Genomic DNA, 23,590 nt, shown 5'->3' on the forward strand with positions numbered 1-23,590 from the left:
CTGGTTGAGCTTGGTATCTCTTACCTTATCAAAAAAGGCGGTTAGAAAATACGTCTACTTACATGTTTATCTGAAGCTAAATATGTATTAATACTGTAGATGATGTATAAAAATATTGTTAACTTGGCATAGAAGCTTATAGGTGCTTTTATGCCAAGTCTGCCTTTTCAGTGCCACAGTTTAAAAGAACAAGTAGAATCTATATTACAACTTTTACAACAAGAACCATCTTTACGTTCCCAAGACGTAACACCTGTACAAACTTCTCTTGGTAAAGCCATTTCCCCCAGGTTTGAGATTATATTTGCAGGTGCGTTTAGTGCGGGTAAGTCGATGCTAATTAATGCACTGTTGGAACGGGAATTATTGTACAGTGCAGAAGGACACGCCACGGGTACAGAGTGCAAAATTGAGTATGCACAAGCAGATGAGGAACGGGTAGTTTTAACATTTTTAAGTAAGGTAGAAATTATTCAACAAGCAACCTCTCTGTGTCAACAATTGGGTTTTACCACAGCCGTTGATATTAATCAAGCTGAAGTTATTGGCTTATTACATCAAGGGTGTGAAGCAATTATTCAGCGAGAGGGTGGTGAGAGTAAGTCAGAACGCGCGAAACAAGCGAAAGCATTAATACTATTATTGCAAGGATATGAGACAAATGAGCAACATATTCACCCGGTAAATAATGCTACATATTCGATGGAACAGTTTAACTTTTCCAACCTGAAGGAAGCGGCTGGATATGCGCGTCGTGGTAGCAACAGTGCAGTATTAAAGCAGATTGAATATTATTGCAACCATCCCCTTTTAGAAGATGGGAATGTGATTATCGATACGCCAGGAATTGATGCGCCAGTAGAGAAGGATGCACAACTAACCTACGCCAAAATACAGCATCCTGATACTTCGGCGGTAGTGTGTGTGCTAAAACCTGCGTCTGCGGGTGATATGACGAAGGAGGAAACGGAACTTTTAGAGAAGATGCGACAAAATGCAGGAATACGCGATCGCGTCTTTTATGTGTTCAACCGCATTGATGAAACTTGGTATAATACCCAGTTAAGGCAAAGACTAGATGATTTAGTTAATGGACAGTTTCGAGATACCAGCCGGGTTTATAAGACAAGTGGGTTACTCGGTTTTTATGGAAGCCAAATTAAACAGACGAGTATCCGCGATAGATTTGGTTTAGATTCTGTATTTGTAGAAAGTAGCAAAGGTGTGGATGGGAAGGAAGAAACACCACAATTTGTTTACGCTTTTAATAATTATTGCGTTAGTTCAGGAAAGTTAGCTTCTAGTAATTTTCGGATTTCTCTTAATGGTTATGAAACACCAAACCAGAATTATGTGCGAATTTTAGCTGAACAGGGAACGCCGTTAATTCATCAGTCAATTCAAGATAGTGGAATAGAAGAATTTCGCACGGCTATTACTCGTTATTTAACAGAAGAAAAACGTCCGCAGCTTTTCAAGAATTTAGCTGATGACTTGGAAGATATTTGTATTAAGCTGAAAAAGAATTATCAGACTTTGCATCATGATTTAGATAGTCAGCCGCGTGAAATTGAGATGATGAAGGCGCAAGAATTACAACGTCTCAATCAGCAATTACAACAAGTAGGTAGAGATTTTAATCAACATATCACTGAAGAAGTCAACGATGTCATTAATAGCGCTTGTGATGCCTTTGAGGCGGATTTTCGGCTATTACAATCTCGGATGATCCGCCGTTTAGATGAGTTGTTGGATACATTTTCTGTGGCTGATGCTTATCGTCATGCAACTCTTAGTCATCCACGGAATGCTACTGCGCCATTATTAGCAATTTTAGTAGAAGCGTTTTATTATTTAGCAAATGAGTTAGAAGATATATTAATAGATTCCTCCCAAGAGATAGTGGCGAATCTTTTCCAAAGATTAATGGTAAAAATTCGCAAGTCAGAATATTATCGCCAGTTGTATCGCTTGCTGGGCAATGATGCTGGGATTGAACAAGAACTCAAATCTTTAGAAAAACAGGTGACTCAATCTTTAGTAGATGCGGCTAGTGTAGAGTGCGATCGCTTTGTCCGAGAAAGTCCTAAATTTTATGATGAAGACACTTTTTCTATCTATCAATTCCGGCAAACTTTGCTGCAAACTTCCCAAAGTTATGACAGTGAAAGTATGGTAGAAGCAGAGACAGCAATTAGGCAGTTATTGAAGTTAGATTTTGAGCCAAAGGTTTCTCATACTATTCGCAAAACATTCCGTCAAACTATTAACCAAATTCTCAAAACTCAATTGTTACCAATGGCTGAGAAGCAAGGTGATGAGATTTTACAACAATATCCACAAGCGCGGGTTTATTTAGAGAAAACGTTGCAACAAGAAGCAGAGGAGAAGATTGCTAACAATAACCGTCTACTTGGTGTTATTAAAAGTAAAGTTGAGGTTTATAATTCTGCGGTTACTAATATTAATGGGTGTTTACAAGCTATGCAATTATATGATCATCTTTTACCTATGATTAATATTGGTGAGTTGGATGATTTAGTGCAGGGTTAGGATATTATGCGCTGTGTGAGATAATTTTTATCGTCTCACGCAAAGGCGCATTCGCGCAGCGTCTGTCTACGACACGCTACGCGAACGTAGAGAAGGCGCAAAGAGGAAAGGAAGATTTTAAAGTAGAGGTTAATATGGAAGAGAAATTTAAGCCGATAAGCTGCAATGGTGATGATGTTTTAGAAGTTGGAGAGAATATTTACAAAATTTCTAAATTACTGCAAACATTAAATCAAGCCAGTAATTCCAGTTTAGCTTATAAATTACAGCAAGAACTAAGCAGTCAAGGAGTAAATATACAGCAGTCACATTCTGAAATTTGGTTTAGTGAAGGTTTAGATTGTAAAATCCTCAATCTTGGTTCGTCAAGCTGGAAGCAAGGAAAATTAAAATTTAATATTAGTGTAGAGTTCTATGTTGAGCAGGAATCAGTAACAACTAATAATATACACTTAGAAATTAGTCAACCTGAATCTCCTCTCGATGATCTTCGCCGTCTGATTAAAGAGGATAATTCATAAAAAAGTTTCTGTGTATTAATTGATATAATATAAAATCAGAAATTAGCCTACTCTAGCTAGAATACAATAATTATCTAAATATATTACTATCCTGTGATGGAAGAAAATTTTAAACTTAGTAATTGTAATGATGATGATGTTTTATCAGTCAAAGATAAAGTTTTTAAGTTCATTCAAGTAAAACAAGCGATTAAAAAGGCTTTTACTAATAAATTATCGGAAGAGTTATATAATCTATTAAATTCTTATGGAATATCTTTAGATCCAGGTGGTTATTTAGTGGGTGGTAAATTTTACCGACAGGCTAATAGATGGTTTGATGAAGGAATAGATTGTGAAGTACTCAAGCCTGGGACTAAAGGTTGGCAGAAAGGACAATTAAAACTCAAAGTAACATTAGAATTTATCCCAGATGAACCTAACGTTAATGAACCCGATTCACCCCTTGATGATTTACGCCGTATGATTAATGAGGAAGTATCGTGAAGAAAACTGCTCGTATTTCCATACCGCCGGAAGTGAGACAATATATATTCCAACGTGACAAATTTCAATGTCAAAGTTGCGGTAAAACTGGTTTAGAAACTGACTTAACTATTGACCATATCATTCCTCTGGCTCGTGGTGGGAAGAATGATATGAGCAATTTACATACTTTATGTTTTAGCTGCAATCGTAGAAAATCTGATAAACTTGATTCGCGCTTCCGGCGACATTTTGAAATTTAAGCTAACATGGAAGCTTGGATGAAGTGTCAGTTGTAGACTTATGCCTCAAAATCGTAACAACAACTCTCGTAAATTCCACAAGTTAAAAACTAATATTTTTTACAGTTTTGTTTTCATAGCTGCTTTCATTGCAGTTTTTCCTTGGTTATATGAAATTAAAACTAAAGCTGGCATAAATATATCTAAGAGTCGTCATGCTGGTACTTTCTTTGAGAAGCACACTGGCGGTCTATTTAAGTGTGAATGGCTGTATCCTTATCATTGCGAAGAACACGAAAAGCTTAATTAAGTCCTAATTCATAATTAAAAATTACAAACCACAAATTAGTCCGCAAGTATGTCATAAGTAAAAAAGGCTGTTAAATGCAAACTAACTTATGACCGTTGCTGTAAACAATGCTCCAGGCGTAGCTTCCCGCTTGGTGAATGGAATACTGGCAATTAAGCCATTAGCGAACCTCGCCAAGCACCAAGCTCGGCAAATGATGATTAAACGTGCTGAGAGAATTGGTGTACCTTGGCGAAATGAAGTTAAGACACTACAGGCGCGTGACTGGACACAAGACTTTGCTCAAGTAGAAAATCCCCAAATTATCTATCCTGATTACTACCTGACTTCATTCCACGGCTATGATGAGGGAGATTTAAGTTGGCAAGCTGCTTTTGAACTAGAAGTTGCTGCACGTACTGTCCATGCGGGAATTTGGCAGGATGCGGGAGCGCAAGGTGATGCAAAACTACGTCAAAGTTTCCACGATATCCTCAAAGTTAAACTTCCCCAACCACCAAAATCTATCCTTGATGTGGGTTGTAGTGTAGGTTTAAGCACTTTTGCTCTACAAGAAATCTATCCCCAAGCTAATGTTACAGGGTTAGACTTGTCTCCCTATTTCCTGGCTGTGGCGAAATATCGATCGCAACAAAGTCAGGCTAATATCAATTGGGTTCACGCCTCGGCTGAGGCTACAGGATTACCTGACGGGACTTTTGATTTAGTTTCTCTGTTCTTGATTTGTCACGAATTACCCCAGTCAGCAACTAGAGATATTTTTGCAGAGGTGCGGCGTTTATTGCGTCCTGGTGGACACATATCTATCATGGACATGAATCCCCAATCGGAAGCATACAGGAAAATGCCGCCTTACATTTTGACTTTGCTCAAAAGCACGGAACCCTATCTAGATCAATATTTCACTTTGGATATTGGACAAGCTTTGGTAGAAGCAGGTTTCCAAACTCCCACAATTACACCAAATAGTCCCCGTCATCGCACCATCATTGCTCAAGTGCGTGGATGATTTTGTACTTATTTTGTGGGCAACAATCCCACCACTGATATTTTTGGGGTACTACTATTATCGTGTACCCCTTGCCCCGCCTTTACATTTGGTCTTGTGGTTATTTCTGGCTGGGGCAATATCTGGTTTCCTGGCTTTAGGTTTAGAATATGTTTTTGATACAGTAGCCAACTGGGTTGTCAACTGGCAAAGAATACAGCGATCGCTTTTTGGTATCGCTCTACGTCAACTTGTAGCCATCGGCCCAATTGAGGAAGGTTGCAAGTTATTAGCAGTCATTACCGCCAACGCTTATTTTCAACGTCGTTACCGTCTACCTCCCAACAGCGTTTTTCTCTTCACCATCGCGGCTGCTTTAGGTTTCACCGCAGAGGAAAATTGGATTTATCTCTATCACGGTACAGCCACAATTCTTGATAGGAGTATCGGTACACCAGTACACGCCATGTTCTCCGCTCCTTGGGGATATGCGCTAGGCAGATATCTGTGTACCACTGAGCGATTAAATCACTACAAAAATTTGTTTATCCGTGCGGGAATCAATTCTATAATTTTCCATGCTCTTGTGAATATACTTTCTAGTGCTTGGCGCTACTCACCACCTCTACGTTTCCTCAGCTATGGTTTATTTCCCTTGTTTGTATGGATGTTTTGGCGCATGGAACAGTTGTTGCGTCAAGTTAAAGGCCAGCATCCTCTGAATTTAATCTCTGGTAATACTCGTCAACATCGTTACTGGCAAAGGGGTTTGGTATTCTTTGCACTTATGCTGGGCGGTAATGCTATTTTTGGACTGTTTCTTTTAGCCAGACTTATTAGTCCTTTGACTCCATTACAAGTCTTCTCACCTAATTTTTTCTGGTTAATTATGAGCAGAGTTTTAATTAACTTGGGTTATGGTAGTTTGGCTTGGTTCATATATTTATATTTAAGATTTAGAGTTGGCGATCGCTAAATAAAGTAGGGACAATCTGTACGTCCCTAACAATATTTTTTAATTGATATTATTTATTCCCTTGCCAAACGATTTCCTTGACGTTAATTTGTTTGGGAATCAGTTTGATTTGATAAAAAGTATCAGCAACTGCTTGTTGTTTGGCAATTATTTCATCAGTGATTGGTAGCACATCATAAGTGCGACGCTTTTCGGCTATTTCTAACACACCAACATCTATCCCCAATTCAGGGGAAAGAAACTTAGCAACTTCTGTAGGATTATTCTTTGCCCAGTCACTAACTTTTTTGACGTTATCCAAAACCACTTTCAAAGCATTGGGATTAGAATCAACAAAAGATTTAGCAGCTAAGTAATAACCAAGATTACCTGCTAGTCCGGTTGCATCTGTTAATTGACGTGCGCCTGTTGCTTGTTCGGCTGCGGCTAAGTATGGGTCCCAAATTGCCCAAGCATCAACGTTTTTACCTTCAAAAGCTGCACGCGCATCAGCAGGCGGGAGAGAAGTCGGTTTGATGTCGGTGTATTTTAATCCTGCTTTTTCTAATGCTTTGACTATTAAATAATTAGTGTTAGAACCTTTGGCGAAAGCAACTTTTTTACCCTTCAAATCTGCTACGGTTTTAATAGCTGAATCTTTGTGAACAAGAATAGCTTCCGCTTTGGTACTCCAAGGATCATAAGCTACATACTGCAAAGGAATACCTGCGGCTTGAGCAAAAATTGGTGGTGCTTCTCCGGTATAGCCAAAGTCGATGCTACCAGCGTTCAAAGCTTCTAACATTGGCGGCCCAGCAGGAAATTCCGCCCAAGTAACCGAAGTCCCAGCAGATGCAAAAGCTTTTTCTAATTCTCCTCTGGCTTTTAAGGCATTCAAAACAGTCGCAGCTTTTTGGTAGCCAATGCGAACGGTGGTAGCACTGGTAGTTGTAGCTATTGTTTGTGGTGTCTGTGCAGTCTGGGTGCTTCCATTGTCGGTGGTACTAGGAGAACAAGCAGACACAGCAATACTCAAACCCAATCCTACAGCAAATAGTAGGAATAAGGTAGGAATTTTTGGTTGTTTCAACTTGTGAAAGAAGGCGATCGCAATATTTAATAGTTTGTTGATGGCTTTGGTCGGCATATGTACTCAATCGTTGACAGTCAATCATCCAGACATATAATACAGTAAGTCAATCGACTTACTGTATTATACGATGATAGAAATATCACATACACCGGGTAAAAAAGCAAGGGCATCCGCTTAAGCAAAAACTACTTTTCATACTTGCGATCGCAGAGATTGGTATTTTCAAAAAGATTATTTTTTGTCTAAATAAGAAGACCACTGTAAATATATTGATTTTTTTGGAAATGAAACTAATGCAAATTACTTGAATACACTTTGTATCTTATTTGCCAAGCATCAATTATTTTTGCTCTGGTTGAATACCCCATGCCTGAATAAGAAATTTTAAGTTATCAAAAGCTACTGACAATTGCTTACTGACTACTGATAGAAAAAAGAGTTACCTTGTGGAAATAATTTTGTATCAATTGAATATTTTTCAACTACAATTAATCAGCTTTAATTATGAAGCGAACACAGTCAATATTATAGCTACCTCACATCCCAGTTGGAATGCAAATTATTAAGGTACTTACCAGAGTTTATTTGAATCCTACAGAATTAGATGATGCGATCGTATTTTATGAAAACCTTTTTACAGAAAATTGTTGGTTGTGGTTTCAATACTCGGAAACGGGGTTAGAACTGGCTGGTGTGGGTTCTATGCTTTTAATCGCTGGTTCAGCTGAAGCACTCACCCCATATAAAAATACTCAAGCTACTTTTTTAGTTGACTCGCTGCATGACTTTCGAGAATTACTCACCCAACAAGGTGCGGTAATTTTAGCAGAACCGAAGCCAGTACCCACAGGAGTCAATATGCGGGTATTACATCCCGATGGCACAATTTTTGAATATGTTGAGTTTATGTGATGAATGTGCAGTATACAAAGGTAGCAATCAGACTAGCTCAGGAAGATGATGCTTTATCGATGCTGGCAATTTATGCACCAATTGTCCGCGAAACTCCAATTTCTTTTGAAATAGAACCACCAACTGAAGCAGAATTTAAACAGCGTATGCACAACTACCAAAAACAGATGCCTTGGCTAGTGTGTGAAATCGACGGCGAACTTGTAGGTTATGCCTATGCTACACCCTATCGTACCCGCGCCGCTTACCAATGGTCTGTAGAATCCTCTGTATACGTGAGTGCGAAACATCGTCAAATAGGAGTGGCAACAGCTTTATATACTTCTCTGTTCCAACTATTAAAACTCCAAGGATTCTATAACGTTTTTGCGGCGATAACTATCCCAAATCCAAGTAGTATAGCTGCACATGAGTCGATGGGGTTTTCTCCTGTGGGTGTGTTTAAGCAAGTTGGATATAAGTTGGGTACATGGCATGATATCGGTTGGTGGCAATTATCCTTGCAAGAAAAACCAGATTTAATTGAACCACCCCAGTCTTTTGTAGAAGTACAAAAATATCCTATGTGGAATGTAGCGATCGCTAGTGGTCTATCCCTAGTCCGTGTTTAAATTTTGGCAATCTCATAAATAGCATTAATCGCAACATCTATATCAGCCAGCGAAACATCTAAATGTGTGACGGCTCGAATCGAATTACCCACGGCTCCCATTTTGACACCACGCTCTTGTAATAAAACCAGAAATTTACCTTTGTCAATTCCGAGTCCAGATACATCAAAGAAAACAATATTTGTCTCTGGTTGAGGATTTTGGACTGTAATTCCAGTAATTTCACTCAATTTCTTAGCCAAGTGAGTTGCATTGTCGTGGTCTTCTTGTAAACGTTCAATATGATGGTCTAGTGCATACAGACAACCTGCTGCTACAATCCCAGCTTGACGCATTGCACCGCCAAAAATATGTTTATATCGGCGTGCTTGGGCGATAAATTCTTTGGTTCCCGCCAACACTGCACCGATGGGTGCGCCTAGTCCTTTAGTAAAATCAATCCACACAGAATCAACACAAGCAGCAAAGTCTTTGGCTGGAGTTTGCGATGCAATCACAGCATTTAATAATCTTGCTCCATCCATGTGGGTAGCTAAACCCTTTTGTCGAGAAAAATCACACACTGCACGTAGTTCATCAAGTTGCCAAACTGAACCGCCGCCAAAATTGTGGGTTTGCTCAACACACAATAAGCGAGGATTTGCACAGTAAAGGTAAGGTGCAGTCGCTACTCTTGCCAATGCTTGTGCCACAGCATCGACTGTAAAAATTCCCCTCTCGCTGGTAATTGCTTCCATTAATACACCAGAAGTCATAGCTGCACCACCCGATTCGGCGCGGATAATATGTGCCATCTGTTCTACTAGCACTACATCCGCAGGGCGAGTGTGAGTTTTAATGGAGACAAAGTTGCAAATGGTTCCACAGGCAAAAAACAAAGCAGCTTCTTTGCCGAGTAAATCTGCAACTCGTTCTAGTAATAAATTAACAGTCGGATCTTCCCCTTTCTGCTCGTCTCCCACCTCAGCGTTAGCGATCGCCTTTCGCATCGCCTGTGTTGGCTTTGTTTCAGTATCGCTTGTTAATAAAATCATCAGCACTCCTAGAGCAGAAATATATTAGTTTAATTGTATAAATTTAAAACTGTTATCAATAAAAATAAGACTGCCTTGATATTAATTACATCAAAAGGCAGTCTGGCTTCAGTGGTTATTTTGTTCTAATTGCATCTATCACTTTAGCTGAGGTGTTTCCTACAAAAGTATTATTTAACATTGTATGGGAGTCATCCGTTGGGCCAACATCAGAATCTGGATGATAAATAATAATTCTTAAGGAATCATTAATTGCCGAGAAGCTATGTAACTTGTTTTCTGGCAAACAGAAGACTGTTCCTGGTTCCATTTTGAAAGTTCCTTCATCTACCTGACAAGTTCCATTACCTTCAGCTACAAGTCCAATTCGTAATGAAGGATGAGTATGGGGAGTTTGCGACACACCAGGGGGAACATATAAGAAATTCAAACAGGGTTCACCACGTCTTAAAGGATTAATTAACACCGTTGAAGAGCAACCATCAATATAATTTAATCTTCCTAATGGTTCAATTGGCCCGCCAATTGTAAAAAGTCCAGTGTAATTAAGTCTTGTTGCAACTAATACTTTTCCTGAACCATCTAAAGAAAAGTTTCCTGGCACTGCGGCAAAAGCGTTTTTCCGCAATAAAAACTCTCCATTACAGCTTTTGAGAGTAACTTCGCCTTCAGAAACAAATAAGTAGTGTGTATCTTGTTCACTTTCATTAACTTCAATAGAATTAATCACCCAATAAGCACGCGATGGATGATTTGCTATTGTATAGTCCAGTTTTCTCGCTTCTAGGAATTGCTGACAGTAAAACTTTTGCTCTTCCTGCATAGAAATGCTGAATATTTCTGACTCAAGCCCAAAATTTGAGACTTTTTCTTGTAGCGTTGTTATGGTTATTTGTTGCATAATCTATTGATGGTGTTTTTGCTTGGCTTAGAACAAAATTTCAGAACCCAGTATTGAAATAGATTCTTTGCTTGGTGTTAAAAATTTAATAGTGGCTTAAGTGAAATATGCTTTTTCACTAATAAAAAGCATTAAGAACTGACACAGAATTATTGAATGTAATTCTGTGATTTTGCCTTGAGCAGAAAACAGTAGTAAAACTACTGATGTACACAAAATCATCATAGTACATTTACTTAAGTCCTTTTCTGAAGATTACATAAAGAATCAGTAGAAATATTTTTAGTTATTCTGTGGATTTTATGTTATTCTTTTTAAAATCCCGTTGTATATAAAGTTTTAATAATCGTGAAAGCAAGTTGCAACAAGCAACAGAGGCTATTATTTGAATTGCATTTATTTCAGAGCATATTCAAATTCAAAAACCAGATGCTATCAGACTTGCGTAGCCTATGATACTACATTGGTAAATATTATACAAAAGTTATAAAGTTTAACTAAAAATGATCTTGTTAGCTAAAAGTGCTGTTGCTGCTTCGCTGCTGAGGGGTTTAGAGAATAGATATCCTTGACCGAATTTGCAGCCAAGGTGTTGCAGTAGTTCTAATTGTTGTTGAGTTTCTATCCCTTCTGCAATCACATCAAGCCCTAAATGGTTACTAAGCGCCACAATAATTTCTACAATCTGATGATTTTTTCTACCTGGTTGAATTTGATTGACAAAGGAACGGTCAACTTTCAGATTATCTACAGGTAAACGGTAGAGATAGTTTAACGATGAATATCCTGTGCCAAAATCATCAATGCTAATATGAATCCCGCGCTGTTTTATCTGTCCCAGTAAACTAATCGTAGACTCAATATCTTCAATCAACATACTCTCAGTAATTTCTAATGTCAAACAATGACCATCTAATTGTGTTTGCGCGAGGACTTGATCAATTTCTTCTAGCAAATCAGAGCGTCGTAAATCTTGTGCCGAAAGATTGACACTTACCCTCATGGCAGAAAGCTCAGGGAAATAAGTTTGCCATGCAGCCAGTTGCTCGCAAGCTGTAAGCATTGCCCAATAATCTAAAGATGAAATGATTCCTATTTCTTCCGCTACAGTGATCATTTCTTTAGGAAATTTCAATCCTTGGGTTGGGTGTTGCCAGCGAATCAAAGCTTCAAAGCCAACAATATTTCCTGTCTCTAAAAAAATAATAGGTTGATAGTGTAAGATAAACTCTTGAGACTTGATTGCTCGGCGTAAATCGTTTTCTAAATGCAGTCGATTCAAGGCTTGAGTGTGCATTTGGGTATCAAAGATTTCATACCTGGCTTTGCCATTGTTTTTGGCTCGATACATAGCAATATCGGCATCTCGCAACAAGTGAGAGGCTTGAACGTAATCTTTTGTACCTAGCACAATCCCAACACTAACATTGGTATATACTTCACGTCCTTCAATTATCACAGATGTTTGTAAGTCTGCACAAATCCTTTCTGCGATGCGAACCACTTCTTGAATATCTTTAACTTCTTCGAGAAGAATGACAAATTCATCACCACCCAAGCGAGCTGCAAGATCGATTGTCCGCAGAGATGCTTGGAGTTTTTGAGCAATGACAATGAGTAATTGATCTCCTACTAAATGCCCCAAGCTATCGTTGATCACTTTGAATCGGTCAAGATCAAGGAATAAGACAGCAAAATGATAATTGTCGTTGCGGTTGGCGCGTTGAATGGCTAATTCCAAGCGTTCCATCAAAAAATGGCGATTGGGCAACCCTGTTAGCCCATCATGGAGGGCATCATGTTGCAATTGGTTTTGTACTTGGATGCGTTCAGTGACATCACGGGAAGTGGTTTGCAATTGCACAATTTGACCTGTGGCATTGACAATGGGCTTAGTCAAAGTTTCAAACCAAATGTAGTTACCAACTTTTTGCAGCATCCGATAGGTAATGGGTGTACCTTTTTCGCCGCTTACTGCTAAATTTATCTCTTGATAGATGCGATCGCGATCGTCGGGATGAATTAAACTATAAAGGTCTTGCTTAAGCATTTCCTCATGGCCATAGCCCAGGAGAAATTCACAAGAGGGGCTAACGTAGAGATATCGACCATCCAAGTCATGAAGACAGACGAGATCGTTGGTATTTTCGGCTAACAAGCGATACCGGGCTTCACTTTCTCGCATTGCGTCTTCGGCTTGTTGGCGTTCATGCAGCGCGGCTTGTTTTTCGCTCACATCTAAAATCAGACCATCCCAGATAATATCGCCATTAGCTTGGCGCTGGGGTCGTGCCGAGGCTTGCAACCATTTTTGCTGACCTGATGGCGTGGTAATTCGCCATTGCCAATTCCACGGTTGTAGGGTTTCGGCTGAAACTACCACCGACTCTTGCATAGCGGGCAAATCTTCGGGATGCACCATCCGCCAGGTTGCTGCCACATCCCGTTCAATCTCCTGGGGTTCTAGTTCCCAAAGATTTCTACAACCAGGACTAACATAGAGCATCTCATCTTTGCCATCGGTATGTAGCACATACTGATAAATTACCCCTGGTGTATTGGTAGCTAGGGTTTGGAAGCGGTATTCAGCTTTTTTGCGATCAGTTACATCTAAAATTAATGTATGCCAAATAATGTCACCATTAGCTTCCCTGGTTGGTCTACCAGCCGCTTCTAACCATTTTTCCCGCCCCGATGGTGTGATAATTCGCCACGACCAAAACCAAGGCTGTAATGTATTTGCCGATTCCATCACCGAAGCGTGCATCCCTGGCAAGTCTTCTGGATGAACCATTTGCCAAAGGACTGTACCATCTGCAACAACATCCTGAGCAGCTACTTCCCAAAGAAGATAACAGCCAGGACTCATGTATTCCACACCATCAGTACCATCGGCGCGAAGTAAGTAACGAAAAATCGCGCCCGGTACATTTGCCGCCATATTGTGGAATCTAGCTTCGCTCTCTCTCAGAGCCGTTTCCACTCGGCGGCGTTCTGTTAATTCCAGTTGTACCTTTTGGTAAAGATTAGCCTGCTGAATCGCAATTTCTAATTGCTCGGCAACAGATTGAGCTAGTTCGATTTGGTCATCGTTCCAAGTAAATGGTTGTTGGGTTCCTATGATTGTGAAACTTCCCCACAGACTACCTTCAATCACTAGGGGAATCAGTAACCAGGCTCCGGGTATAATTTGGGCAAGTTCTTGGTTAATCTCATCGTTTAAATTTGCCGTGTTATCCACCCGCACAACTTGCAATTGCTTGAGTTGAGATGCAAAGGGATTACCTATATCGGGAATCTCTAGACCAATGGTTGGTACACTGTCTGGATGGTGGCGAAATTCGGCGATATGTTGCCAAACATTCTGTTCTGGTAGATATTGCACCACAAAACAATCTAGGGTCTTCAAAAGTTGTGCTGTTTCTGTTGTTGCTGTGGTAAAAATGGTTTGTAAATCAAGGGATTTGCGGATGGACTGGAACACTCGATTGAGAGCTTGTTCGCATTGAATCTGCTCTTGCAAGTCGGTGATGTCTCGCCCCACCGATTGAATTTCCAGCAAATTTCCCCGCTCATCAAAAATTCCTAAGTTAATCCACTGCGTCCAACCAATCTGGTTGTTGGAGCGGTAGTCTTGATTAATGTTTTCAAAGATGGGATTTTCTGGGGTGAGTGCGGCAATTTTACGATACAGCTCGTCTAATTCTTCCTCTGGGACAAAGTTACACCATTGCCAACCAATCACATCTTCTATAGAGCGTCCCAGAGCTATACAGAGAGATTCATTGGCAAAAGTAATGGTAGTGTCGGGTAGCGATCGCAAAATTAAGTCCGTTTGTACCTGAATTAAGTGGCGGTAGCGGCGTTCACTTTTACGTAAGGTATTTTCGACAATTTTCCGTTCTAATTCCCGACGTTTGCGATCGCTAATATCTTGAAACACAACAATGGCAAATGTTACCTGACCTTGCTCACCAAAAATGGGGGTTGCCCATACCTCTAGAGAAATCACCTGATCGCCACGATGAACTTCTAGATCATCGGCCCAAACCTTTTCTCCAGCTAACGCCCGATTACTAGGTAAGTCTTCCCAAGAATAAAGCGTCTTAGTGATTTCATTGTAGATACAGAAGGCTTGTGAGAGTTGCTCCGGGTTCAGTTCTGATGTGTGATCAACGCCTAAGAGCGATCGTCCAATATAATTGATGTAAATAAGTTGCCCTGTAGAGTTGTGGACAGCAATGCCAATGGGTGTAGCATCTAGAAGTTCAATTAGACGGCTTTCACTTTCTGATAAACGTGCATTTGCTAGTAATGACTCTACCAGACGCTTCACGTTCTCTGGAGTATTTTCCCATTCCTCTGAAGAAATCTGCTCAAGGGACAAAGATTGCTGTTCTTCCATAAATTCAGGATTGGCAACCTAGTAAAACGTGAGTTCGATATGTTTTAAAAAGCACATACTAGTGCAATTGTAAACCGTACAGTCTTTTTTAGTTCTTTCTGGATATCTATATTTGGAATAGATTGCTTCTATGCTATGAACTAATGTATTTACGTGTCACAGTTACTACAAACGAGATAACTGAATATTAACAGGTAATTATATAATATGGTCAAGTCCTCAGTACGAGCATGATCAGCTAAATTCAACCTATTTTGTGCTTTTAGTTATAGGTTAAGTTAGCCAAGTAACAGTTCCTCTAGAAATTAGCGTATAGGGGTAATTTAAACCTATACCCATAGACCCTGCCTCCATAGATAACCTCGCTGCGTAAGCTCTAAACTCCTACCTCAAACCTGTAACCTTGTACTTCAGGCAACAGAAAACTGCTGTAATATGATGGGCGTGCATCAAGTCCCCAACCATGAGTAAACAGATCGTCCTCAATCTAGGTAAAGGAAACTTACAACAAGGTTTTCCTACGGTCATTGCTCAACTTTGGCACATGGATACTCCTACTCCTATGCAGTTTACGGGAGGATTGCCGCCTGCACCACAAATAGAGCAGCTTTATCAACGTTGGCAACAAATGTATACAGCTTTATACGCACATTTGGGGTGGCGTAATCTTGCTGACTTTGAAATTGACGAGGACGATGTAACTCATATTTCCCAAGAGGAGTTTGACAACCTCTGCCAAGAATTACAACACAGTCTGAATACATGGCTCAATAGTTCCCTGTTTGTGAATATTGAGCGCAAGTTACGTACTCAACTCTCACCTACAGAGGAAATTCGCTGTATTATTACGGCAGAATCTCCCCAGGTTCTCAAGCTTCCTTGGTGTCTTTGGCATTTTTTTCACGATTACCCACAAGCAGAACTAGCCCTCAGTCCGCCAGAGTATACCCGTTCTGTGAAAACAAATACTGATAAAGTTAAGGGTAAGGTCAGGATTTTAGCTATTTTAGGCGATCGCCTAAATCTTGACATCGAAAAAGACCAAACTTTACTTCAGCAATTACCCTACACCGAACTGAAATTTTTAGTTGAACCCAACCGTTCCCAACTCACAGAACAATTATGGGAATCTGGCTGGGATATACTCTTTTTTGCTGGACATAGTTCTAGCCAAGGTAAAGGGCGAATGCTGCTCAATTCTGGTGAGACTTTGACTATTGAGCAATTAAAGTATGGCTTACAAAAGGCGATCGCACAAGGGTTACAGTTAGCAATTTTTAACTCCTGTGATGGTTTGGGACTAGCGCAGGATTTAGCCGATTTACATTTACCCCAAGTCATTGTTATGCGCGAACCTGTTCCCGACCGGGTAGCGCAGGAATTTTTAAAGCACTTCCTAGCGTTGTTTTCTCAGGGTAAAAGTTTATATGCAGCCGTCAGGGAAGCCAGAGAAAGATTACAATCCCTAGAAAACGATTTTCCCTGTGCTACTTGGCTACCAATTATTTGTCAAAACCCAGCAGAAACTTCACCTACTTGGGAGGATTTATCAGGTTACAAGCCAACTTTACAGCGATCGCATCCAAATCTGCGTCAACTTCCTGTAGTAGTTGGTTGTAGTTTAATTGTAACTGTGATTATCGGATTAATTCGCTTATGGGGTGGACTCCAACCATTAGAGTTAGCTGTATTCGACCAGTTAATGCGACTGCGACCCCAAGAACAACCAGACTCAAGGCTATTAATAGTGACTGTTACCGACCAAGATATTCAAGCACAGGGAAGCGAACCCCGACAAGGTTCACTTGCAGATAAATATCTCAATTTATTACTAGCGAAATTAGAACAATATCAACCAGCCGCCATCGGTTTAGATATATACAGAGATTTTCCTGTAAGTGCTAACCAACCGGAATTAGCTAGGAAGATGCAAAAAAGCGATCGCCTGATTGCTATTTGTAAACGTACTGACCCAGAATATGATCCTACAGGAATTGCCCCGCCACCAGAAATTCCTGAAGCTAGGCTAGGTTTTAGCGATTTCGTTGAAGATGACGACGGTGTACTGCGCCGCCATTTGTTGGCGATGACTCCTAACCCCATTTCCTCAACTTGTACCCCAGCTTACGCCTTCAGTACCAGATTAGCGTTTCTCTATTTGCAAGCACGGGGAATTACAGCTAAATTTACCCCAGATTGGGATTTACAACTGGGGAATAAAACCTATCATCAGTTACAAAAAGGCAGAGGCGGCTATCAAGCAATAGATACCCAAGGTAGCCAGATATTACTAAATTATAGGTCTACACCCACCGTACAAGCAATAGCTCCACAAGTCACCCTGACACAAATCCTCAACGGACAAATTAACCCCAATGCCATCAAAGACCGAATCATTTTGATTGGTGTCACCAGTAATAGTAGTAGTGATTATTGGTCTACACCTTACGGAAAAAGTCCTGCCCAAGTTATTCCAGGTATTAGCATTCAAGCACAAATGGTCAGTCAACTCCTCAGCGCGGCTATGGATAATCGACCCCTATTATGGGTTTGGCCTCTATGGGGTGAAATACTCTGGATAGGTAGTTGGTCATTAACTGGTGGTGTACTTACTTGGTTATTTTCTGACAAGAAATATCTCAGTATAACCATGTGTACAGCAGTCATCATGTTATCAGGAATTTGTTATGTAGTTATTATTCAAGGCGGCTGGATACCTATAGTACCATCTGCGATCGCCTTAGTAATTACTAGCATCCAAGTTGCCTATCTTCAGCCAAAAATTACAGAAATTATAGGCAAAGGAAGTGTATAAAAAATAAATACATAAAGCCTTAAATTATTCATACTGATCTAATGAAAAAGGTACTTTGGTTTTCTACCGCCACTTTAATCTCTGCAATTACCGTAAATATTTTTAACTTTCCTGGAAATTGGCAAACCGTACAGGCTCAAACCTTGAGCAAAACAATACAGTATGCACCACCTGCAAACCAAGAAAAGCCAGGAGAACCCAGAGGAAGACGCAGAGGCGGAGGTAGCCGAGGTTCCTGTAAGGGGTATGAAACCCTCACCGCGTTAGTACCCATCACTAACATAGGAAACAAAGATATAGTTTGGGGACAGTCCACATCTCAAAACCCAACATTTTGGTTTTTCGTCCCAGATAAATTAACACCCAAAGTTCCTGTAGAATTAGTCCTTCAAGATGAAGCTGATAATATTGTTTATCAAACAAAATTCAATCCACAAGAAACACAAGTCGGCATCATCAGTATAACGGCACAGCCGCAAACACCCCTAGTAGCAGGCAAATCATATAATTGGACTTTTTCAATTTCTTGTGACCCAGAAAAACCTTCCGCATCGGTTTATGTGCGCGGTACAATCACACATGTTGCCCTCAACCCAACACTAGAAAAGCAACTACAATTAGCGAAAAACCCTCTAGAACAAGCAGCGATTTTTGCTAAAAACGGTATTTGGTATGATGCTCTCACAACATTAGGCGAACAAATACAAAACAGCAAAGGTAAAGATTCAGAAATTACATCAGCTTGGAATGAATTACTCCAACAAGTTAATCTAAACAACACTGTTTCTACACCTATTGTCAGCTGTTGCACAGCTAAATAATCAATAATATTCAGTTCTGTTCAGATACCCGACTTTTTTTTAAAGTAGGGTATCTATTTGGTTAAATACCGACTAAATTTGTGCATTAGTTAAAAATCTATCATCTGCTTACCCTACGGAAAGACTGCGGCAACATCTGCGTTCATCTGCGTCCATCTGCGTTCAATTTTTTCTAAAACTATAGCCAGGAATTACTAATAATTCCTGGCTATAGTTTTTTAAATATAAACTGAGTTAGACTAACTTAGCTAAACAAGCTGGATATCTGTAGCAACTGCAAAACCAGAAGGTCTATTATCAATAGTGGCAAATTGAGTTCCTTGGAAGAACAAACCACCAGTAGCATCGTTGAAGCTGAAACCGCTTACATCAGTCACACCAAACCCAACTTTAGAAACTTGAATCCTGTCACCTTCATTTCTATCAAAGTAGACAATGGTGTCTAATCCTTCTAACTTGGAGTTAAAGACAAATTTATCTGCTCCAACACCACCATTAAGAATATCGTTACCAGCACCGCCTACTAAAGTATCATTACCATCTCTACCTGCTAAAGTATCATTACCAGCACCACCAATCAAGGTATCATTACTAGCTGAACCAGTCAGACTATCATTGCCGTTTCCACCATACATGTAAGACCAAGCGTTTGATGCAGTTAGCACATCATCACCAGTAGTACCTGTGACAACTGCATAAGTGTTTCCTGACCCAAATCTGACAAATTCTACACCTCTAAGTATGTCAGTACCATCATTACCATCAGCAGTATTGTTATCAACAACCTGTAAATCGCCATTGCTTGAGAAAGAAAGAGCATAATCATTAGAAGATCCACCATAAACAACGGTGTCATAACCAAGACCACCTTCTAAAGTATCATTACCGCCTAAACCACGAAGTTCATCATTACCTGCTCCACCTTTGAGGATGTCATTGCCTGCGCCGCCTTGGAGGACATCATCATATTTTGTACCTGTAATCTCAAACTTCTCTACATTGGTGTATCCCAGTATGCCATTACCACTCAAGCGGCTAAATATTTGAGATTGTCCTAAATAACCAACATGAACACCAGCACCATTATCATACTGTGTATAGTCAGCCCTGAGAGTATCAGTCCCAGCACCACCATCGATACTACCTTCTGTATCAATTAAAATATCATCACCATCTCCACCGTTGAGGATATCATAACCTGTGCCACCATCAAGAGTATCGTTACCACCTAAACCATTCAGTTGATCATTACCTGCTCCGCCTTTGAGGATGTCATTGTTAGCACCACCTTGGAGGATGTCATCATATTTTGTGCCTGTAATCTCAAACTTCTCCACATTGGTATATCCCAGTATGCCAGTACCAGTAAAGCGACTGAATATTTGAGATTGTCCTAAATAACCAACATGAACACCAGCGCCATTATTAAAGTTGCTATAATCTGCCCTGAGAGTGTCAGTCCCAGCACCACCATCAACAGTACCTTCTGTATCGATTAAAATATCATCGCCGTCTCCACCGTTGAGGATATCATTACCTGCACCACCAGTAATGGTATCGTTACCAATTCCCCCATCTAAAATATCATCACCAATTCCACCATCTAAAGTATCGTTGCCAGCACCACCACTGATGACATCATTACCGCCTCCACCTTTGAGGATGTCATTATTCGCACCCCCTCGTAATTTATCGGCATATTGTGTACCTGTAATTTCAAACTTCTCAATATTGCTATATCTCAACAAGGCGAAAGGTTGATATCCCAAAGCACTACCAGAAGGTTGACTATTGTCATTACTATAGATGGCACTTTCTCCGTTGTACTGTACCTCAATCCCAACACCATTATTAAACTGACTATAGTCTGCCCTAAGAGTGTCAATACCAGCACCACCATCAACAGTACCTTGTATATCAATTAAAATATCATCACCATTACCACCATAGATGGTATCGTAACCAGCCCCACCATTGATAGTATCATTACCATCACCGCCATCAATGTAGTCATCTAGAAATGAACCAGTGAGGATATCATTGCCACCGTTGCCTAAAATTGTCCAGGGAGAACCACTGTTACTAGGTGCTGTAAAGTTATCGTTATTATTAGTGCCATCGTATCTAAACATTGTCATTTCTCCTGTAATTTTTTCCGTAAACTGTTTGTGTAGGTGAGGTGATAAACCTCGATTTCAATGTGTAGTGGAGTTTGGCGTTAGCTTTTTAACTCCTTGCTGAGTTACACGTTGAGGTTTTTGGGTTTATGCAGCAGTTGGGAAAATAAAACAGAAAAATTTTTCTGCGTGTTTGATGGGGCAGGCAAGATGCCTACCCCACAAGAATCAACTCTTAATTGAGATGCTGATTTTTCGTACTTGACTACAGCCAATTTCCTAACAAGACGTAGGATGCCCAATAGATGGGATGGCGATAATCAGGATCTTTTAATAGTGAGAGTTGGGCTTGTCGCAGTGCTTCGGCTTTTGTCACTTGCTTAGTTGCGAGTTCTTTGTAAAATTGACTCACTAGACGCGCCCCCGATTCATCATCTAAACTCCACAGAGAAGCCAAGGTACTACGTGCGCCTGCTTGAATTGCTATACCCGCTAGTCCTAAAGCTGCGCGTTTGTCGCCTGCGGCGGTTTCACAAGCACTAAGCACAAGTAATTCTATCGGCTCGGATGTAGTTTGATTTCTATTACGCAACAGTTCTTTCAATTCATTGACTTTAACTGGTTTATCCCAAGCCAAGACGAAGGTTTCCTCTACATTAGAGCTAAATTGACCGTGAGTCGCTAAATGGACGATAGAAAAGGGTAGAGATTCAATCTGTTTTTGTAAGGCTGAACTGGTAAATGTTTGATTAAGAAGAACTTGAGTAGGTACTTGTGACTCAACAGCTTTCAATTCTTCACCAACATTTGGCAGAGAATTAAATCCGTGTCTTGCTTCTGTCAGTCCTGCAACTAAGGTTTTCAGTTCACTTTGACGCAGAGGTCGAGGCCCTAGTAATTCTAATCCTGGGGTGAGGGCAATACTATATTTTTCAACTAAATATTGTTGACCATCATATAAGGCTGCCATTGGCACATTCCGCAAACTACCATCCAAGACGAAAACTAATGTTTGTACTTGAGTTTGCGATAGTTGCGTTTCTACAGGACGAATCAACCAATCATAAACTTTGGCCGATAAAGTTTTGCCTTCAGGCGTGGTGTAAGGTTTTTCTAAATTTTGTCTTAGTTGCTCAATGGTTTGTTCAACTTCGTTTTGGGATATGTTGGTGGCGTAATGGCGTAATGTTTGCTGAGGTAGGCTTAGAATAACTTCTAGTCTATCTGGGAGAATAATTGGATAGATGAGCGCGGCGGCTGACTGTTGAATTTCCTCAACTGGGACTATCTGTCCTTGCAGACAAGCGGAGCGAAAAAAGTTATCTAGTTCTGCTAATTGTAATGATTCGATGACTTGTCTGGCTAGTTTTAGTTGCTGTTGGGTGGGTTCTAAGTTTATACCTGGATTTAAAAGTAATTCTACATATTCACGATATACAGGCTCTACAGTCTCACGGAAAGAAAATTGAATGTCGCTGTTAATGGCGACTAAATCACTACGTAAAGATTTTAATGTGGTGAAAGCTACTTCATAAGCTGCTGTTGCTGGTTTGATGGCTCCTTGGGCTTTGAAGATACGCCCTAATTGCCATTGCCACTGATAGGCGATTTCTGGGGCATTAATTGCTTGTGCTAGTTGCAAAGCTTGTTGGGTTAATTGTTGAGCATTAGACCATTGTTGTGTTTGTTCATACATGCCGCCTAGATAACCTAATGCGTAAGATTCAGCTTGGCGATCGCCTAAACTACTCGCTTGTCTAACGGCTGTGGCTAGTAGTTTAGCAGATTGCTCTGGTTGCTTTGTTACCTGCATCAAACTTTTGGCTAGATTAATGCTGGCGTAAATTGTTGTCCGGCTAGGAGATAGCTTAGTTAAGTTCTGTTGGACTTGTGTTGCTAAACTTACTGCTTTTTGTCTTTGTTCAGTAGCTATTAATAAGTTGAGTTGGTTAATTTGGGCTTGAACCTGCGTGATGGGAATAGTTGCAGTAGCCGCCGCTTGTTCGTAGTATTTTAGTGCAGTTTCTTTATTACCTTGGGCATAAGCTGTATTACCCAGGCTAATTAGAGTTTGACTCAATTCATGTTTTGAGATACCACTGGCAATATTCAAACCACGCTGTAAAATTCTTTGAGAATCATCTAACGCCCCTAATAATCTTAGTGTATTTCCTAAACTACGCAGACCTGTAGTTTGTAATTGTTTATCTGGTTGCTGTTCTAATACTTCTTCTATCTGTAATAGAGTTTTCCGTGCTTGCAGATAAAGCCCCAAAGCTTGTTGAGCTTGAGCTTGATTAATCAAACTGCCAATTCTACCCTGCACATTACCTGCTGTAGTGTAGATAGCTGTTGCTTGCTGCCAAGTGTTCAGTGCTTCTTGAGCTTTACCTTGAGCTAATTGCAAACTTCCTTGAGTGTTGAGTGCTTGCGCCAAGATAAGTTTTGCTGGCTTTGTCTGGGTTGATTTTCTAATTAAATCTAGGCTGGAGTTAATTGTCTGGTTTGCCTGTTGCCATTGTCCTAACTCTTGGTAAGCCAAAGACAGATAATTCAACACCATTGCCTGAGAAAGCACATCGGTTTCTGCCTTTAATGCAGCTTGCCAAATATTTACCGCTTCGATATAGCGTTGCTCTTGGTATAATTCCTTACCTTGTTGAATTAGTTGGGAGTGGGGAGTAGGGGAAGCTTGAACTACATGCCATTGCAGTATGAGAGTTAGACTCACACTGAGTAAAATAGAAAGTAAAAAAACACCAATTCGACGTATAAATTTGGACTTTTTTCTTGCCATATATAGCTGTAGTCACATAGTTAAGACGTTGAGTAATGAGTGCTGAGTAA

At 40.2% G+C, this 23,590-nt stretch carries 17 protein-coding genes; 11 read left to right on the forward strand and 6 right to left on the reverse strand.

Going from position 1 to position 23,590, the window contains the following annotated elements:
* The first annotated feature begins 150 nt into the window (after positions 1 to 150).
* The 7 genes from NSMS1_RS28075 to NSMS1_RS28105 all read left to right on the forward strand — a co-directional run bounded on the left by NSMS1_RS28075 (position 151) and on the right by NSMS1_RS28105 (position 6,055).
* On the forward strand, positions 151 to 2,553 hold the full coding sequence (locus NSMS1_RS28075) for a dynamin-like GTPase family protein (protein WP_224087910.1): 2,403 nt from the start codon (positions 151 to 153) through the stop codon (positions 2,551 to 2,553).
* 134 nt (positions 2,554 to 2,687) lie between these two features.
* Positions 2,688 to 3,074 carry a KGK domain-containing protein gene (locus NSMS1_RS28080; protein WP_224087911.1) on the forward strand — a complete coding sequence of 129 codons (387 nt, stop codon included), beginning with the start codon at positions 2,688 to 2,690 and terminating at the stop codon, positions 3,072 to 3,074.
* Positions 3,075 to 3,170: 96 nt separating this feature from the next.
* On the forward strand, positions 3,171 to 3,560 hold the full coding sequence (locus NSMS1_RS28085) for a KGK domain-containing protein (protein ID WP_224087912.1): 390 nt from the start codon (positions 3,171 to 3,173) through the stop codon (positions 3,558 to 3,560).
* Positions 3,557 to 3,802, forward strand: a complete 246-nt coding sequence (locus NSMS1_RS28090; RefSeq protein ID WP_224087913.1) for an HNH endonuclease — start codon at positions 3,557 to 3,559, stop codon at positions 3,800 to 3,802. Before NSMS1_RS28085 ends, NSMS1_RS28090 begins: the two co-directional genes overlap by 4 nt.
* 40 nt (positions 3,803 to 3,842) lie before the next feature.
* Positions 3,843 to 4,091 carry a hypothetical protein gene (locus tag NSMS1_RS28095; protein WP_224087914.1) on the forward strand — a complete coding sequence of 83 codons (249 nt, stop codon included), beginning with the start codon at positions 3,843 to 3,845 and terminating at the stop codon, positions 4,089 to 4,091.
* An 88-nt stretch (positions 4,092 to 4,179) separates the two neighbouring features.
* Positions 4,180 to 5,100, forward strand: coding sequence for a class I SAM-dependent methyltransferase (locus tag NSMS1_RS28100; RefSeq protein ID WP_224087915.1), 921 nt, complete (start codon positions 4,180 to 4,182; stop codon positions 5,098 to 5,100).
* Positions 5,093 to 6,055, forward strand: a complete 963-nt coding sequence (locus NSMS1_RS28105; protein ID WP_224087916.1) for a PrsW family intramembrane metalloprotease — start codon at positions 5,093 to 5,095, stop codon at positions 6,053 to 6,055. Before NSMS1_RS28100 ends, NSMS1_RS28105 begins: the two co-directional genes overlap by 8 nt.
* 49 nt (positions 6,056 to 6,104) lie before the next feature.
* Here the strand turns inward: NSMS1_RS28105 and NSMS1_RS28110 are convergent, their stop codons facing one another.
* The gene (locus NSMS1_RS28110; RefSeq protein ID WP_224087917.1) at positions 6,105 to 7,181 is read right to left on the reverse strand and encodes a sulfonate ABC transporter substrate-binding protein; all 1,077 of its coding nucleotides are present in this window, start codon (positions 7,179 to 7,181) and stop codon (positions 6,105 to 6,107) included.
* Between the two features lie 498 nt (positions 7,182 to 7,679).
* On the opposite strand from NSMS1_RS28110, the gene NSMS1_RS28115 reads away from it, so the two are divergent.
* Together NSMS1_RS28115 and NSMS1_RS28120 are read left to right on the forward strand one after the other, a co-directional pair.
* Positions 7,680 to 8,039: a VOC family protein gene (locus NSMS1_RS28115; RefSeq protein ID WP_224087918.1), complete on the forward strand. Its 360-nt coding sequence runs from the start codon at positions 7,680 to 7,682 to the stop codon at positions 8,037 to 8,039.
* A complete protein-coding gene (locus NSMS1_RS28120; RefSeq protein ID WP_224087919.1) occupies positions 8,039 to 8,650 on the forward strand; it encodes an arsinothricin resistance N-acetyltransferase ArsN1 family B in 612 nt (203 codons plus the stop codon). Before NSMS1_RS28115 ends, NSMS1_RS28120 begins: the two co-directional genes overlap by 1 nt.
* Here the strand turns inward: NSMS1_RS28120 and NSMS1_RS28125 are convergent.
* From NSMS1_RS28125 to NSMS1_RS28135, 3 genes are all read right to left on the reverse strand, one after another.
* Complete coding sequence (locus NSMS1_RS28125; protein WP_224087920.1) at positions 8,647 to 9,684, reverse strand: threonine aldolase family protein; 1,038 nt, start codon at positions 9,682 to 9,684, stop codon at positions 8,647 to 8,649. The two genes, NSMS1_RS28120 and NSMS1_RS28125, sit on opposite strands and share 4 nt — an antisense overlap.
* Positions 9,685 to 9,799: 115 nt before the next feature.
* A complete protein-coding gene (locus tag NSMS1_RS28130; RefSeq protein ID WP_224087921.1) occupies positions 9,800 to 10,585 on the reverse strand; it encodes a cupin domain-containing protein in 786 nt (261 codons plus the stop codon).
* 493 nt (positions 10,586 to 11,078) lie between these two features.
* A complete protein-coding gene (locus tag NSMS1_RS28135) occupies positions 11,079 to 14,990 on the reverse strand; it encodes an EAL domain-containing protein (RefSeq protein WP_224087922.1) in 3,912 nt (1,303 codons plus the stop codon).
* Between the two features lie 463 nt (positions 14,991 to 15,453).
* Between NSMS1_RS28135 and NSMS1_RS28140 the strand changes: the two genes are divergently transcribed.
* Both NSMS1_RS28140 and NSMS1_RS28145 read left to right on the forward strand, forming a co-directional pair.
* A complete protein-coding gene (locus tag NSMS1_RS28140; protein WP_224087923.1) occupies positions 15,454 to 17,805 on the forward strand; it encodes a CHASE2 domain-containing protein in 2,352 nt (783 codons plus the stop codon).
* A gap of 41 nt (positions 17,806 to 17,846) precedes the next feature.
* Positions 17,847 to 18,626, forward strand: coding sequence for a DUF928 domain-containing protein (locus NSMS1_RS28145; protein ID WP_224087924.1), 780 nt, complete (start codon positions 17,847 to 17,849; stop codon positions 18,624 to 18,626).
* A gap of 248 nt (positions 18,627 to 18,874) precedes the next feature.
* Here NSMS1_RS28145 and NSMS1_RS35195 read toward each other — a convergent pair whose 3' ends face one another.
* A complete protein-coding gene (locus NSMS1_RS35195) occupies positions 18,875 to 20,758 on the reverse strand; it encodes a calcium-binding protein (protein ID WP_263432544.1) in 1,884 nt (627 codons plus the stop codon).
* 250 nt (positions 20,759 to 21,008) lie between these two features.
* Positions 21,009 to 23,540: a CHAT domain-containing protein gene (locus NSMS1_RS28165; protein WP_224087925.1), complete on the reverse strand. Its 2,532-nt coding sequence runs from the start codon at positions 23,538 to 23,540 to the stop codon at positions 21,009 to 21,011.
* Between the last annotated feature and the right edge of the window lie 50 nt (positions 23,541 to 23,590).

Origin of the sequence: Nostoc sp. MS1, assembly GCF_019976755.1 — a bacterium.
GTDB lineage: Bacteria > Cyanobacteriota > Cyanobacteriia > Cyanobacteriales > Nostocaceae > Trichormus.

Excerpts from the sequence above, each read along its gene's own strand:
- NSMS1_RS28075 (WP_224087910.1), top strand. The coding sequence starts at position 151 with ATGCCAAGTCTGCCTTTTCAGTGCCACAGTTTAAAAGAACAAGTAGAA.
- NSMS1_RS28080 (WP_224087911.1), top strand. The coding sequence starts at position 2,688 with ATGGAAGAGAAATTTAAGCCGATAAGCTGCAATGGTGATGATGTTTTA.
- NSMS1_RS28085 (WP_224087912.1), top strand. The coding sequence starts at position 3,171 with ATGGAAGAAAATTTTAAACTTAGTAATTGTAATGATGATGATGTTTTA.
- NSMS1_RS28095 (WP_224087914.1), top strand. The coding sequence starts at position 3,843 with ATGCCTCAAAATCGTAACAACAACTCTCGTAAATTCCACAAGTTAAAA.
- NSMS1_RS28100 (WP_224087915.1), top strand. The coding sequence starts at position 4,180 with ATGACCGTTGCTGTAAACAATGCTCCAGGCGTAGCTTCCCGCTTGGTG.
- NSMS1_RS28110 (WP_224087917.1), bottom strand. The coding sequence starts at position 7,181 with ATGCCGACCAAAGCCATCAACAAACTATTAAATATTGCGATCGCCTTC.
- NSMS1_RS28115 (WP_224087918.1), top strand. The coding sequence starts at position 7,680 with ATGCAAATTATTAAGGTACTTACCAGAGTTTATTTGAATCCTACAGAA.
- NSMS1_RS28120 (WP_224087919.1), top strand. The coding sequence starts at position 8,039 with ATGAATGTGCAGTATACAAAGGTAGCAATCAGACTAGCTCAGGAAGAT.
- NSMS1_RS28125 (WP_224087920.1), bottom strand. The coding sequence starts at position 9,684 with ATGATTTTATTAACAAGCGATACTGAAACAAAGCCAACACAGGCGATG.
- NSMS1_RS28130 (WP_224087921.1), bottom strand. The coding sequence starts at position 10,585 with ATGCAACAAATAACCATAACAACGCTACAAGAAAAAGTCTCAAATTTT.
- NSMS1_RS28135 (WP_224087922.1), bottom strand. The coding sequence starts at position 14,990 with ATGGAAGAACAGCAATCTTTGTCCCTTGAGCAGATTTCTTCAGAGGAA.
- NSMS1_RS28140 (WP_224087923.1), top strand. The coding sequence starts at position 15,454 with ATGAGTAAACAGATCGTCCTCAATCTAGGTAAAGGAAACTTACAACAA.
- NSMS1_RS28145 (WP_224087924.1), top strand. The coding sequence starts at position 17,847 with ATGAAAAAGGTACTTTGGTTTTCTACCGCCACTTTAATCTCTGCAATT.
- NSMS1_RS35195 (WP_263432544.1), bottom strand. The coding sequence starts at position 20,758 with ATGTTTAGATACGATGGCACTAATAATAACGATAACTTTACAGCACCT.
- NSMS1_RS28165 (WP_224087925.1), bottom strand. The coding sequence starts at position 23,540 with ATGGCAAGAAAAAAGTCCAAATTTATACGTCGAATTGGTGTTTTTTTA.